Origin of the sequence: Streptomyces sp. DG1A-41 (assembly GCF_037055355.1) — a bacterium.
Lineage (GTDB): Bacteria > Actinomycetota > Actinomycetes > Streptomycetales > Streptomycetaceae > Streptomyces.
Genome location: NZ_CP146350.1, coordinates 5673199 through 5687365 on the forward strand (window position 1 = coordinate 5673199; position 14167 = coordinate 5687365).

Annotated in this window: 10 protein-coding genes and 1 riboswitch; of the genes, 3 read left to right on the forward strand and 7 right to left on the reverse strand. The window is 72.0% G+C overall.

The genetic code is table 11. The features are described 5' to 3' along the window. Positions 1 to 67 precede the first annotated feature (67 nt). Positions 68 to 1135: an NlpC/P60 family protein gene (locus V8690_RS26660; protein ID WP_338782612.1), complete on the reverse strand. Its 1068-nt coding sequence runs from the start codon at positions 1133 to 1135 to the stop codon at positions 68 to 70. Between the two features lie 422 nt (positions 1136 to 1557). Between V8690_RS26660 and V8690_RS26665 the strand changes: the two genes are divergently transcribed. Then, positions 1558 to 1911 (forward strand): hypothetical protein, encoded by a 354-nt coding sequence (locus V8690_RS26665; RefSeq protein ID WP_338782613.1) that lies wholly within the window; start codon positions 1558 to 1560, stop codon positions 1909 to 1911. Here the strand turns inward: V8690_RS26665 and V8690_RS26670 are convergent. Together V8690_RS26670 and V8690_RS26675 are read right to left on the reverse strand one after the other, a co-directional pair. After that, positions 1889 to 2902 carry a hypothetical protein gene (locus V8690_RS26670; RefSeq protein WP_338782614.1) on the reverse strand — a complete coding sequence of 338 codons (1014 nt, stop codon included), beginning with the start codon at positions 2900 to 2902 and terminating at the stop codon, positions 1889 to 1891. The two genes, V8690_RS26665 and V8690_RS26670, sit on opposite strands and share 23 nt — an antisense overlap. Positions 2903 to 3016: 114 nt before the next feature. After that, positions 3017 to 4186, reverse strand: a complete 1170-nt coding sequence (locus V8690_RS26675; RefSeq protein WP_338782615.1) for an NlpC/P60 family protein — start codon at positions 4184 to 4186, stop codon at positions 3017 to 3019. An 8-nt stretch (positions 4187 to 4194) separates the two neighbouring features. Next, positions 4195 to 4368, reverse strand: a riboswitch (cyclic di-AMP (ydaO/yuaA leader). A gap of 290 nt (positions 4369 to 4658) precedes the next feature. On the opposite strand from V8690_RS26675, the gene pcrA reads away from it, so the two are divergent. Continuing rightward, positions 4659 to 7163, forward strand: coding sequence for a DNA helicase PcrA (gene pcrA / locus V8690_RS26680; protein WP_338782616.1), 2505 nt, complete (start codon positions 4659 to 4661; stop codon positions 7161 to 7163). Between the two features lie 51 nt (positions 7164 to 7214). On the opposite strand, the gene V8690_RS26685 is transcribed toward pcrA, so the two are convergent. Then, positions 7215 to 8852 (reverse strand): peptidoglycan DD-metalloendopeptidase family protein, encoded by a 1638-nt coding sequence (locus V8690_RS26685; RefSeq protein ID WP_338782617.1) that lies wholly within the window; start codon positions 8850 to 8852, stop codon positions 7215 to 7217. 105 nt (positions 8853 to 8957) lie between these two features. Continuing rightward, positions 8958 to 9821 (reverse strand): alpha/beta fold hydrolase, encoded by an 864-nt coding sequence (locus V8690_RS26690; protein WP_338782618.1) that lies wholly within the window; start codon positions 9819 to 9821, stop codon positions 8958 to 8960. A 500-nt stretch (positions 9822 to 10321) separates the two neighbouring features. Here V8690_RS26690 and V8690_RS26695 point away from each other — a divergent pair, with 500 nt between their 5' ends. Then, complete coding sequence (locus V8690_RS26695) at positions 10322 to 10738, forward strand: cobalamin B12-binding domain-containing protein (protein ID WP_059424972.1); 417 nt, start codon at positions 10322 to 10324, stop codon at positions 10736 to 10738. A gap of 119 nt (positions 10739 to 10857) precedes the next feature. Here V8690_RS26695 and V8690_RS26700 read toward each other — a convergent pair whose 3' ends face one another. Beyond that, positions 10858 to 12531, reverse strand: a complete 1674-nt coding sequence (locus tag V8690_RS26700; protein ID WP_338782619.1) for a DUF5691 domain-containing protein — start codon at positions 12529 to 12531, stop codon at positions 10858 to 10860. Positions 12532 to 12692: 161 nt separating this feature from the next. Then, positions 12693 to 14048 (reverse strand): SWIM zinc finger family protein, encoded by a 1356-nt coding sequence (locus tag V8690_RS26705; RefSeq protein WP_338782620.1) that lies wholly within the window; start codon positions 14046 to 14048, stop codon positions 12693 to 12695. Positions 14049 to 14167: the final 119 nt, after the last annotated feature.

Here is a 14167-nt window from a genome sequence, read left to right on the forward strand (position 1 = left end):
GGGAAGCCCGGGCCGCCTGACTGCGGTGGGAGCGGCCGACCCGGCGACGGTGCCGCCGCCGCGCCCGTCAGACCACCCGGGTGGCGCCCGTGAACGGCATCTCGTCGAGCGGGGCGACCCGGACCGGGGCGGAGGGGTTCGGGGCGTGGATCATCCGGCCGTTGCCCACATAGATGCCGACGTGACTGATGCCGGCGTAGAAGAACACCAGGTCCCCGGGGAGGAGTTCGGAGCGGGAGACGCGGCGGCCCGCGTCGATCTGGGAGTACGTCGTGCGGGGCAGGGAGACGCCCGCGGAGCGGTACGCGGCCTGGACGAGGCCCGAGCAGTCGAAGGCGTTCGGGCCGGTCGCGCCCCAGACGTAGGGGCTGCCGAGCTTCTGGTAGGCGTAGGACACGGCGGCGGCCGCGCGGGCGTTGGGCGCCTGCGCGCTGACGGACCCGGGGGCGGCGAGGCGGTCACGCGCACCCGCCGAGGAGCGTGAGGCGCGGTCCGTGCCCGGCGCTTCGCCGAGCCTGGAACGTTCCTGCGCGCTGAGCCGGGACAGCAGCTGACGCGCGGAGCCCAGCTTGCCGGTGATCGTCTTCTTGTGCCGTCTCAGCTCCGTCTGCCGTGATTTCAGGGAGGTCAGCTCGATGTGGGCGGCCCCGCGCAGCTGCTCGATCTCCCGGAGCTGCCGGCGTACGCGCGCGACGTCGGCCTGCTGCCGGTTGCCGGCCCGCTCGACGAACTCGGCGTTCTGGAGGTACCGGTCGGGATCGTCGGACAGGGCGAGCTGGAGCGCGGGGTCGAGGCCGCCCCCGCGGTACTGGGCGGCGGCGACCGACCCCAGTTCCTCGCGGGCGGAGTTGAGCCGTTCCTCCTTGCGTGCCGCCTGGTCCTGGAGGTCCTTCAGCCGCCGTCCGGCCGCCTCGGCCTTCTCCTTCGCGCCGTTGTACTTCTCGGTGGCGACCTCCGCATCCTGGTACAGCTCGTCCACCTTGGCCTTGACCTGGCCGGGGGTGAGCTCAGGTTCGGCGTGTCCGGTGCCGTCGAAGCCCGTCGCGGTCGCCGCGCCCGCGAGGGCGATCGTGGCGGCCGTACGGGCCTTGTTGCCGCTCGCGGAGCGCTGGCGGGGCTTGCGATGCGCTGCCACCTGGGGGCCACGTCCTTTCCTGCGACCGCCGACGGGTGCGTACGGCCGCCTGGGGAGCGGACGGGCGGCCTGCGCGTCCGGCGACGGCCCGCACAGGGGAAGCGGACCGCCGCCGGACCTTTTCGGCGGTGGTGTCCGACTGCCGCCCCTGGCCCGGGCGGCGGTGGGGAGCCGGGCACCTGGTGGAGGACGCTAAACCTCGCCGCGGCGGCCCGGTGGCGGGTGCGCGGAAGTGTTCCGAGAGGACCGGCGGTGACCGTATGCGACCGGGATCGCGTCTCGCCGCCGTCGACTTAACTCAGTGTGATGACCGAAGCGCCGAATCATGAGCCCGGGGCGTCGGGCGGGTGCTATGGGTGCATATATGCATCCGACGGGCCGGTGTCGGGCGGCTGTGGAGCCCCTGATTAGGCTCCGGCCTCATGGACGTACTCATCCACCTCTTCGTCGGTCTCCACATCATCGGCATCGCAGCCCTCCTGGGCGGTTTCCTCACCCAGACGAAGGCGATGGGCGAGGGCACCGCCCGCTACACCCCCGCGATGCTGCACGGCGCGCTGACGATGCTGGTCACCGGTGTGATCCTGGTCGGCCTCAACCAGGCCGACGACCAGTCCGTGAACAACATCAAGATCGGCGTGAAGCTGGCCCTGCTGATCGTGATCCTCGGCCTGGTCTATGTGAAACGGGACGACGAGAAGGCGGACAAGGGCCTGTTCGGCCTGGTCGGGGCGCTGACCACGGCGAACGTCTTCATCGCCGTCCTCTGGACCTGACCCGGCCGGGCATGACGTAGGCCCGGGCCGAGGCGACCGCCCAGGCGGTGGCCCCGAGCCACGCGGCCACCGCGATCCACAACAGGGCCTCCCCGAGGCCGTCGAGCCAGGAGACGTCGAGGGCGGCGGCGACGGCCAGTGCCGCCGCCGCCGTCTTGGCCCAGGTGAACACGGTCGCCCAGCGGCGGATGTCGGTGCGGGGCCGGGGTCGTAGGAACTCGGCGGCGAGCAGGACGGCGCAGCAGGCCAGTGCGAGCACGAGCAGCGCGACGGTCACATGGCGCAGGACACCGCGGTCGTCGTCGTTCCACAGGTACAGGCGCCCGCTGTCGGAGCTGATCAGCCGCGCCCCGGCCAGCGCCGAGATGGCGAGCGCCCCGCTCGCGAGCCAGTGGTCGCCGCGCCCCTCGGCCACCTGCCGCACATCGAAGCGGGCCAGGGCGAGGACGTACAGCACGAGTCCCAGCCAGAACAGCACCAGTGCCGCGTGCGCGAGCCAGGCCGCCGACTCGGCCGCGGCGAGCGTGGCGCCGAGCACGGCGAGCCCCTGCGTGGCCATGCAGCGCGCGAACACCGTCCCCGGCCTGCGCCGCTCCCCGTCCTGCTCGGGGAGGGCGAGCGGCACGGGCCAGAGCAGCACGGCCAGCACCAGCAGTGCGGCGGCCAGAGGCTGCGAGCCGGCCGCCGAGAAGCCGGTGCCCAGGACGGCCGTCGCCGCCACGGTGGTGAGGGCGGCCGTAGCCACGGTGTCCAGGAAGCCCGGCACCTCCGCGTACGCCCGCCACTTGGTGCCGGCGAGCAGCAGCCGAAGGGTGAAGTCCGCGGCGAGCATCAGCCAGGCCGCGCAGGCCAGGCCGAGGGCGATACGGGAGAGGGCGTCGTACCCGGCCAGATCCAGACCGATCGCCAGGGTGCCGGTCGCCAGCACGGCGGCACTGGCGGACGGCGCTCGCTGCGCCCACCAGACGGGGGAGGGGGAGGGGCCGGGCATGGGGCCGATGCTAGGAGGCACCGCGCGCGTTGCGAGCGGGGCACGCGCGCGGGCGCCTAAAAACGCGCGAGCGCCCTCACGCGCGCGTGAGGGCGCTCAGTGGCGTACGAGCCCTCAGGCCGGGCGCACCACGCTGTGGATCGCCGACTCGCCGTCGTAGTAGATCGACTCCTCGCGCACATAGGTGCCGGGCTTCGGGGCGTGGATCATCATGCCGTTGCCGATGTAGATGCCTACGTGGGTGATGTCGTCATAGAAGAAGACCAGGTCACCGGGCTGGGCGTCGGCGAGGGAGACCGTGGTGCCGGCGTCGACCTGGTCGTAGGTCGTGCGCGGCAGGGTGACGCCCGCGGCCTTCCAGGCGGCCTGGGTGAGGCCGGAGCAGTCGTAGGAGCCGGGGCCGACGGCGCCCCAGACGTACGGCTTGCCGATCTGGGCGCGGGCGAAGGCGAGCGCCTTCTCGGCCTTGGTGGCGTACGAGGAGTCGGCCGGGGCCGTCGAGGAGGAGGACGAGCCCGACGACGAGGACGAACCGCTCTCCTGCTGCTGGGCGGCCTCCTCCTGTGCCTTCTGCTGCGCGGCCTGCTGCCGGGCCAGCTCGGCGGCCTTGCGTGCGGCCTCCTGCCGCTTCTCCCTCTCGATCGCCGCGAGCCGCGCCTGCTCCTCGGCGGTCAGCTTCGACAACAGTTCGCGCGCGTCGGCGAGCTTCCTCTGGACGGTGGCCTTGGCCGTCTTGAGGTCGCCCTGCGTCTCGGTGAGCGTCTCGAGGCTCTCGGTGGCCTCCTGGCGCTTCTTCATCGTCTCGGACTGCTGGGTGACGTAGTCGTCGACCGCGACCTTCTGACGGCCGGTCATCCGGTCCATCAGCTGGGTCTGGTCGAAGTAGTCCTGCGGGGTGTCCGCGAGCAGGAACGTCGCCGTGTCCGGGGCGGAGGCGCCGGTGCGGTACTGGGCGGCGGCGAAGGAACCGAGTTCCTCCCGTGCCTCGTTGAGCTTCTGGGTGCGCTGGGCGACGTCGTCGAGGAGGGTGTCGACGCGCTTGCGCTGCTTGGTGGTCTTCTCCTTGGCCGAGTTGTACTTGTCGGTCGCCGACTCGGCCTGGCGGTACAGGTCGTCGATCTTCTTCTCGACTTCCTCGAGACTCGGCTTGTCGTCGGCATCGGGGGCGGCATTGGCCGACTGGGACAGCAGGGCCACGGACGTGAGGGCCGCCGTTGCGAGGGCGGGGGTCCGTATGCCTGCGACGCGCGTACCCGCGGGACGCGACTTGCGGTGCGACGCCAAGGGAGGCGACTCCTTCCATGCTCCGCCTACCGGGTTAGCTGTCGGGTTCGGGCGGGTACGTCGGAAGGGTTGCCCTACGGCCATCTCCGCGTGGGGAGTCGGGCCGATTCACCCCAGAGTTCTCGGTTGGGTCCCCGGCTCCGGCTGCCGCTGCGGCACACCGGACTCGGCGGAGGCCGCGCGGCCCGGCGACGTTCGCCGGTGGGGGTCGTGCGGCCTGCCCGCACGGTAGCCAACTGGTGTGGCCCTTGTGAAGGTTGATGGGTGATATGCCCGATACATTTTCGTGACCTTGCCCCGGAGCATCGCCGAGAGTGATCGATCGCGGGGGGTTGGTCACGAGTCATCCATGATTGTGACGCCCGTAGCGGGCTGTGATCATGCGGGGATGCAGGGTGACGAGAGGGTCCTCTCGGTGATGTTCTCAGGGCGGCGGCGGGCTGTCAGTGGGGCGCCCTAGACTCGTAGAGCGATGAGCAGCCTCTTTGACGACAGCTTCCTGGCGGACCTCCAGGCCCAGCGGGGCCCCGCGGACGAGCCCCCGCCGCCACCCGAGGACGATCACGTTCCGGAGCCGGTTCCGGACGATCTGTTCGGCGGCAAGTTCGACGTGCCCCCGGACCGGGACGCCTACTACCGCGACGGCGCCCCGCGCCCGGTGGTGGATACCGCCGCCCTGCTGGAGGGGCTGAACGACAACCAGCGCGCCGCCGTCGTCCACTCCGGCTCCCCGCTGCTCATCGTGGCCAGCGCCGGCTCCGGCAAGACCCGCGTGCTCACGCACCGCATCGCCCACCTGCTCGCCGAGCGGGGTGTCCACCCGGGCCAGATCCTCGCGATCACCTTCACCAACAAGGCCGCGGGCGAGATGAAGGAGCGCGTCGAGCAGCTCGTCGGCCCGCGGGCGAACGCGATGTGGGTGATGACCTTCCACAGCGCCTGCGTGCGCATCCTGCGGCGGGAGAGCAAGAAGCTCGGCTTCACGTCCTCCTTCTCGATCTACGACGCCGCCGACTCCAAGCGCCTGATGGCCCTGGTCTGCCGCGACCTGGACCTCGACCCCAAGCGCTTCCCGCCGAAGTCCTTCAGCGCCAAGATCAGCAACCTGAAGAACGAGCTGATCGACGAGGAGGACTTCGCCGCCCAGGCCGCCGACGGCTTCGAGAAGACCCTCGCCCAGGCCTACGCGATGTACCAGTCGCGGCTGCGCGAGGCGAACGCCCTCGACTTCGACGACCTGATCATGACGACGGTCAACCTGCTGCGCGCCTTCCCGGACGTCGCCGAGCACTACCGCCGCCGCTTCCGCCACGTGCTCGTCGACGAGTACCAGGACACCAACCACGCCCAGTACGCCCTCGTCCGGGAGCTCGTCGGCACCTCCGAGCACCCCGTCGACGTACCGCCGGGCCCGGACGACATCCCGCCCGCCGAGCTGTGCGTGGTGGGTGACGCCGACCAGTCGATCTACGCCTTCCGCGGCGCGACGATCCGCAACATTCTCCAGTTCGAGGAGGACTACCCGGACGCGACGACGATCCTGCTGGAGCAGAACTACCGCTCCACCCAGACGATTCTGAGCGCTGCCAACGCGGTCATCGAGCGCAACGAGTCCCGCCGCCCCAAGAACCTGTGGACCAACGCGGGCACGGGCGCCACGATCACCGGCTACGTCGCCGACACCGAGCACGACGAGGCGCAGTTCGTCGCCGACGAGATAGACCGGCTCACGGACGCCGGCGAGGCGAAGGCCGGCGACGTCGCCGTCTTCTACCGCACCAACGCCCAGTCCCGTGTCTTCGAAGAGGTCTTCATCCGCGTCGGCCTGCCCTACAAGGTCGTCGGCGGCGTCCGCTTCTACGAGCGCAAGGAGGTCCGCGACGTCCTGGCCTACCTGCGCGTGCTCGCCAACCCGGAGGACTCGGTGCCGCTGCGCCGGATCCTCAACGTCCCCAAGCGGGGCATCGGCGACCGCGCCGAGGCGATGATCGACGCCCTCGCCCAGCGAGAGAAGATCAGCTTCCCGCAGGCGCTGAAGCGTGTGGACGAGGCGTACGGCATGGCCGCGCGCTCCACCAACGCCGTCAAGCGGTTCAACACGCTGATGGAGGACCTCCGTACGATCGTCGAGTCCGGCGCCGGACCGGCCACCGTGCTGGAGGCCGTCCTGGAACGCACCGGGTACCTCGCCGAGTTGCAGGCCTCCACCGACCCGCAGGACGAGACCCGGATCGAGAACCTCCAGGAACTCGCCGCCGTCGCCATGGAGTTCGAGCAGGAGCGCGGCGAGGGCGCGGAGACATCGGGGGTTGCCGCCCCGGGGGGCACGCTGTCCGACTTCCTCGAACAGGTAGCGCTGGTCGCCGACTCCGACCAGATCCCCGACGAGGAGGACGGCGACGGCGTCATCACGCTGATGACCCTGCACACAGCCAAGGGCCTGGAGTTCCCGGTCGTCTTCCTCACCGGCATGGAGGACGGCGTCTTCCCGCACATGCGCGCCCTCGGCCAGACCAAGGAGCTGGAGGAGGAGCGGCGCCTGGCGTACGTCGGCATCACGCGAGCGCGAGAGCGGCTGTATCTGACGCGGTCCACCCTGCGCAGCGCCTGGGGCCAGCCGTCGTACAACCCGCCCTCCCGGTTCCTGGAGGAGATCCCGCCGGCGTTCGTGGAGTGGAAGCGGACGGGGGCGACCGCGCCCGCGTCCTCCGGGCCGGTCTCCGGGGTGGCGGCTTCGCTGTCGTCGTCCCGCTCGCGTTCGTCGGCGTCGGGCGCGTCCGGCTTCTCCACGCGCCGGACCTCCGAGAAGCCGGTCGTGTCACTGGCCGTCGGGGACCGGGTCACGCACGACCAGTTCGGGCTCGGGACCGTCGTGGCGGTGAAGGGCACGGGCGCGAACGCCGAGGCGACCATCGACTTCGGGGACACCAAACCGAAGCGGCTGCTGCTGCGGTACGCGCCGGTGGAGAAGCTGTAGCCCCGACGGATCAGCCCCTGCCGGGCCGAACCGGCGGGGGCTGGCGGGACGTTACGTCGGGTCGATGCCGTGGCTGCGCAGCCACGGGAGCGGGTCGATCGCCGAACCGCCGGCCGGGCGCACCTCGAAGTGCAGATGAGGACCGGTCGAGTTGCCGGAGTTGCCGGAGCGCGCGATCGGATCGCCGGCCTTCACGGTCGTACCGGAGGGGACCGTGTAGGTGGAGAGGTGGCAGTACCACGTCTCCGTGCCGTCCTTCGCGGTCACGATCATCATGTTGCCGTACGCGCTGTTCCACTGCGTGCGGACGGTGCCGTCGGTCGCGGCCATCACGGTCGTGCCGTACGAGACGGGGAAGTCGATGCCGGTGTGCAGGGACATCCAGTTGATGCCGGACTGGCCGTAGTAGGCGCTGAGTCCGTGCCGGGCGACCGGCAGGGCGAACTTCGGGCGCAGCCGCTCCTTGCGGGCCGCCTCCTCCGCCGCGCGCTTGCGCTCGGCCGCCTGCTGGGCCTTGAGGTCGATGCGCTCCTGCGTACGGCTGGCCCGGTCGGCGAAGTCGTCGGCGCCGGCGGCGAGGCTCTGGAGCTGTGTGTCCAGCTTGTTGTTGGCGGCGGCCGGTTTCACCGGCTGCGCGTCCGCCGCGGTCGTCTGCGCCTCCGCGGCGCCGTCGTCGGTGAAGCTGCCGACGGAGGCGGCGGCGATCCCCGCGACACCCATCACGCACGCCGAGGGAACCGCGATGGTCAGCAGCGCCGAGCGCTTGGGGGGCGTACGGCGGCGGGAGCGGGACCGGGCGCGCGAGGCCGCACGGGAGGCGGCGCGCGGGCCGGCCTCTTCCTGACCGTCCAGGAGCGGGGTGACGGTGGGCAGTTCGCCGGTGGTGGCCTGCTCGCCGCCGTCCGTGGCGGGGTCGTGGTAGGCGGCCCCGGGGGCTTCGTCGTAGGCGACCTGCTCGAATGTCGCGGTCTCGTGCTGCTCGAAGGTTTCGCCGTGCTGCTCGTACGCGTCGGGGGCCGGTGCGGCGGCGCCGTCGGTGTTCCACTGCGTGGCGTCGTAGGCGCCGGTGTCGAAGGCCTGCGTGCCCCATTCCCATTGCTGGGTCCGGTCGGCCGGATTGCCGGACTGGTCGGGCTGGAGCCAGGCGCCGGCGTCCCACTGCCCGGTGGTGTCCGGGGAGGTGGCCTGCGGCGGGATGACTGAGAGCGGCTGCTGCTCGGACGTCCAGGTCGTGGTGTCGTAGACGCCGGTGTCGTAGGCGGCGTGGTGCTGGGCCGCGTACGCGTCGTAGTGCGGGTTCGCGTGCGTGCCGGTGGGCCAGTGGCCGGTGTCGTACGTGCCCGTGCCGTGGCCGCTGCCCGGCATGTCGCCGAAGAGGGGGTCGGTGGCGAAGGTCGCGGTGGTGTGGCCGGTGGCGGCGAAACCGGTGCCGTCGGTACCGGTGGCGGCGTAGTCGCCGTACGTGGTGAAGTCGCCGTACTGGGCTTCCTGGGTGCCGTACGACGCGTAATGCGCCGAGTCGGCGTCGGAAGCCGGAGCCGGGGTCATGGTCCCCGACGGGTGACGGTCGTTCACCAACTTCTCTTTCGCCTCGACAACAGGGGCTGCCAGAGCAGTGCGGCGACTGTACCCGGCGGTACGCGGGCACGACAATCTTCGGCAGGTTTCGCGCGCGCAGGAAACGGGCATTCGGCCGTGTTTTGGCGGACTGCGGGCACGGGTTTGGCCCTGTGTTCGAAGTTTGTTCGAGGTTGATCGGTGCTTCGACGCTGTGTGCCTCCTGTATGACGAGTCTCAGGCCACCGTCAGACCGCCGGTCCGGCCGGCGGACGGTTCACCCGGGCGAGCGGTGTCGAGGACCTGCCGTATTCCGTTGGCGACGGCGGGGTGCACGGGCAGGGCGAGATGGCCGATACCGGTCACCCGCACGTTCTGAACCGTCAGATCGGGATGGTCGATGCAGGCCGTCTCCAGCGGGTCCATCACGTGGTCCAAGTCGCTCCAGAAGCTGACGAAGTGCGTACGGCAGCCCGGGGCCGGCCGAGTGAGCTCCTCGAGCACCGGTGAGCCGGGGCGCATCTGGCGCACGATGGGGTGCGCGTTGGCCAGGGGCACCACTCTGGTGCCCGAGTGCGGCGTGCCGAGTGTCACGAGGGTCCGCACGCGCGTGTCGCCGCCGAGCCGCTGCACGTAGTAACGCGCTATCAGGCCGCCGAGGCTGTGCCCGACGACGTCGACCTGCGGGGCGCCGGTGCGCTCGCAGATCTCCTCTATGTGCCGGCCGAGCAGTTCGGCTGCGGCGCGTATGTCGCAGGTCAGTGGCGAGTAGTTGAGGGACTCGATCTGCTGCCTGCCGTGCTGGGCGAGGCTGCGGCGCAGCAGGACGAAGACCGAGCGGTTGTCGATGAAGCCGTGGAGCAGGACGACCGGGGGCTTGGCCTCCGTGGGCAGTTGGGCGGCGCCGCCCGTGGTCAGTGCCGGGGTGGGGGCGCGTCGCTCCTGGGTGATGCCGGAGGGGTAGAGGAGGAGATGCCCGGCCAGGATCGCGATCTCCAGGGCCGTGGCCTTCAGGAGCGCCAGGGAGAGTCCCGCCAGCCGGCTCGGCAGCAGACGCTGGCAGAACGGAAGAAAGGGCAGAGCAGCCCTGGTGACCCTCATGGCCGACCTCCTGTCGGCAGACGGGAGGACAGCCGCCCCCCGTGTGCCCTCGTGGAAAGCCGCGGCGAAGACGGCCGATGACTGCGTGAGCGGCGTGAGCCGCGGGGACGGAGCGCGGCTTGTGGCGCGTGTGACGCCGGTGATGCGACGAGGTCCCCTGCCGGTGCGGCGACGAGGCTCCCCGTTGTTGCGCCGTGTCTGCCCTGCGTGCTGTGCGTGCCCTGCGTGTCCCGCGTGCCTTCGCCGAAGTGCCGTACCGCCGCTGTGCGTGGTGGGTGGGGCGGTGGTACGGCGACTTCGTCGCGGCTCCCCTTGCGCTTGTCCCATCGTGTGATTTCCCCCTCGGTCCGCACCGCGAAACTGCCGGTTGCGGGATCCTGGAGATAACGTTCGTTCACTTGCCCGGACGGTTCGGGGCGGGGTGTCCGTGCTGTACGGCGTGCGCGATGTGTGCGGTACTTGTCGGTACGGATGGATGTAGTCGCTTCATGGAGGCAGTGATGGGTGTGGCAGCCGGTCCGATCCGCGTGGTGGTGGCCAAGCCGGGGCTCGACGGCCACGATCGCGGGGCCAAGGTGATCGCGAGGGCCCTGCGCGACGCCGGTATGGAGGTCATCTACACCGGGCTCCACCAGACTCCCGAGCAGATCGTCGACACGGCGCTCCAGGAGGACGCCGACGCGATCGGGCTGTCCATCCTCTCCGGCGCGCACAACACGCTCTTCGCGGCGGTGATCGACCTGCTCAAGGAGCGGGACGCGGAGGACATCCTGGTCTTCGGCGGCGGAATCATCCCCGAGGCGGACATTCCCCTGCTGAAGGAGAAGGGGGTCGCGGAGATCTTCACGCCCGGCGCGACGACCGCGTCGATCGTGGACTGGGTCCGGGCCAACGTACGCCAGCCGGCCGGGGCCTAGGCCTCCGGCGGTGGCGCCGGGGTTCGTGCCGGTGGCCCGGGGCGGCGTCGGCGGGTGGTTGCGGCCTGCCTGGGCCGGCGCCGGTGGGCGGCAACCGGGCGCCGTGACGCGGGCCGGGGTCAGGGAGTGGTCAGCTCCTCGGCCATCGCCGCGCGCAGGCGCAACGTCGTGACCAGGCGCTGGAAGGCCTCCGCCCAGTAGCCGCCGGCGCCGGGAGAGGCGTTCTCCGGCTCGTCCGGTACGGCCAGCAGGGCGTCGAGGCGACCGGCCTCGGACGGGTCGAGGCAGCGCTCGGCCAGGCCCATGACTCCGCTGAAACTCCATGGATAACTCCCCGCGTCCCGCGCGATGTTGAGCGCGTCCACCACCGCCCGGCCGAGCGGCGGCGCCCACGGCACCGCGCACACCCCGAGCAGCTGAAACGCTTCGGACAGGCCGTGCGTCGTGATGAAGCCGGCCACCCACTCGGCCCGCTCGGCGGCGTCCAGCGTGCCGAGCAGCTTGGCGCGTTCGGCCAGGGACACCGCGCCCGGGCCGCCCGCCTCCGGTGCCGAGGGCTCCCCGAGCAGCGCCCGCGACCACTCGGTGTCCCGCTGGCGCACCGCGGCGCGGCACCACGCCGCGTGCAGTTCGCCTCGCCAGTCGTCCGCGACCGGCAGGGCCACGATCTCCCGGGGCGTCCGCCCGCCCAGCCGTCGCGACCAGGTCCCGAGCGGAGCCGCCTCCACCAACTGGCCGAACCACCACGACCGTTCACCCCGTCCGGCGGGCGCCTTCGCCACGACGCCGTCGCGCTCCATGCCCGGATCGCACTCGTGCGGCGCTTCGACGGCGATGGTCGGCGTGGCCACCGTGACTCCAGCGGCCGTCGAAGCCCCCGGGTCTGTGGCCCGGGTGGCCTGGGTGTGGTCGAGGGCCACGCACGCCTCCGCCCTGACCGCCATTCGCGCGGCGAGCGCCGAACCGGGCAGCGCCGACAGCAGTTCCGCCGCCGTCGCCCGGACGTTGCGGCTGCGGTCGGCCAGGGCCTGTTCCAGGAACGGCTCGTCGTCGGGGACCAAGCCCGTGCGCAGGGAGTCGAGGAACATCAGCCGGTCCTCGGCCCGTTCCATCGCCCAGGTCGTCGCCAGCAGTTCCCGCGCGGCGGCCGATCGGCGGGAGCGCAGGGCGGACAGGAGGGCGACCCGTTCGGCGAACAGGCCCTCCTGCCACAGCTGCCGGACGCTGTCGTCGTCCTCGAGATGCGGCAGGGCCGCTCCGCCGCCCGGTGTCGAGCGCAGGGCGAACCGCCAGTCCGGGTTCAGCCGCGCCAGCCACAGGGCCCGCGGCCCCGCGAACTCCAGGGCCGCCGGACGCAGGTCGGTGCGCCCCCGGGCCGCGTCAAGCAACGCGGGAAGCAGCTGCGGAGCAGGTGCAAAACCACGGGTGTTGGCCGCCGCGAGCCACTGGGGCAGCAACTCCGTCAGGTCGGGCGCGGTGCCCCGGCGGCCGCCGCCGGACGCGCCGGGGCGGTCGGCCAGCAGCAGCGCGAGTCTGCGGGCGGCCGCCTGCGGCAGAGGCGGACGCGGGTCCTCCGGGGCCGGCTGCGGACGCTCCGCCGCACGCGCCGGACGCAGACCGGCCCTTCGTCGTACGGTCTCCACGGCCGCCGCGTCCAGCAGGGCCACCGGTGCGTCCGCGCCCGGTCCGGTGCCCGGCGGGGTGCGCCGGTCCGTGCCCAGCAGTGCCGTGGTGACGAGCCCCTCCCAGGCGCCCGTCGCGGGCGCGTCCACAGGAGCGGAGGTCCTGTTCATGAGCTTCCTTTCCGTGGGGCGCCCGGTGGTGGTTGAAGGCTCACCCTTACCGGTTGTCCCGGGATGCCTGAAAGATTCGTGGATTTGAGAGAAGGGTGGGCCGGGCCGGAAAAGGCCGGGCCGCCGGTTTCGGAGTTGGCGGCGTTGGCGTTGGCTTCGGCTCAGCACAGGGCTATCGCGTCGCCCGGGCCCTCGGGCCACGCCGTCAGCGGGGTGAAGCCCTGGTGGCCGCATTCGCCGAAGACCCTGACCGGGGCGCCGCCCGACAGCGCGACGAGCCGCCACAGGCCCGGCCGGGCACGCGCCGTGGGAGTGAGCGGCAACGCCGCGTCCTCGTCCGCGTCCGCCAACTGCCAGGAGTCGCCGTCCGGGCTGGGGACGACCCGGTCCAGCGTCACCGGGACGGACTCCACCCAGGGATCGTCGCGCAGGGCGTCGCCGTAGCGGGCGGCCGCCTGGGACGTCGTCACCCCCTGCGGGCGTATCGCCGTCGGCGCGGGCGGTGCGAACTGTTCGCCCAGGGCCACCCGCGGCTGCCCGGCGCCCGGGTAGGCGGACACCTCGGCCTCCAGGACCAGCCCCACCGGCAACGCCAGCTCCGGGGCGCGGCCGGCGGCGCCGTAGGAGAGGAGCAGCACGGTGCGGTCCGAGTCGGCGCCGTGCAGCCAGACCCGGCGGGTCGTCAGGCGCGTGTCCGCCGTGTCGTACTGGGCGAGCACCAGCCAGCGGTCCCGCACCGGCGGGCCGTCCGCGGAGGCCGGCAGACCGATGCGGGAGCGGACCGTGGCGGCGAGAGCGTCCGGGAGCCGCTCGCGGCGCAGCCAGCCCTGACCGAGGAGGTGCAGCAGCGCGCACTCCTCCAGCAGACGCACCGGCCAGCCCGGCCCTGTGGACGGGATCGCCCCCAACTCCCGGACCCGGCCGGCCAGGCCCTGCGCCTGGGCGTCGACCATGCGGGCCGCCGTCTCCTCCCACAGGCCGTAACCCGACTGCTCCGCCGTCGCCAGACCCGTGCGCAACAGATCCGCCAGGCGCTGCTCCAGCTCCACCGCTCCCGCCGTGACCCGCTCTGCCCGCCGCTCCGCCCGGCGCCGCGCCGCCTCCGGATCAGCGGATCCGGACGGTGAACCGGAGCTGTCCCCGGCCTTCTTCCCCTCAGCGCGCTTACGCCGCCCCGCTATCCACTGCCCGGCCCACTCCGGCGCCTCTCCCGTCGGCACCGCTGCGTCGCCGCCCGCCCAGAGCAGCAGCAGCCCGAGCGCGTGCTTGCACGGGAACTTGCGGCTCGGACAACTGCACTTGTACGCGGGCCCGGAGGCGTCCGCGATGTCGACGACCGTCTGATACGGCTTGCTTCCGCTGCCCTTGCACAGCCCCCACACCGTCCCCTCGTCGGAACTCCCCGCCTCGGACCACGGCCCCGCCGCGCCGAGTTTGCTCCCCGCTTTGCGTGATGCCGCGTCAGGCGCCAGTGCCAGCACCTGGTCCGCGGTCCAGCGCACCCCCTGCTGAGTCATGCCATCGAAGGTAGATCCCACCACTGACAATCGGGTCGGCGAGCGGCTCCGGCGGGGTGTTTGCGCAGGTCACAACGCATTGTCAGTGGTGTGGTGCAACGTAAATGCCAGATCCGAAC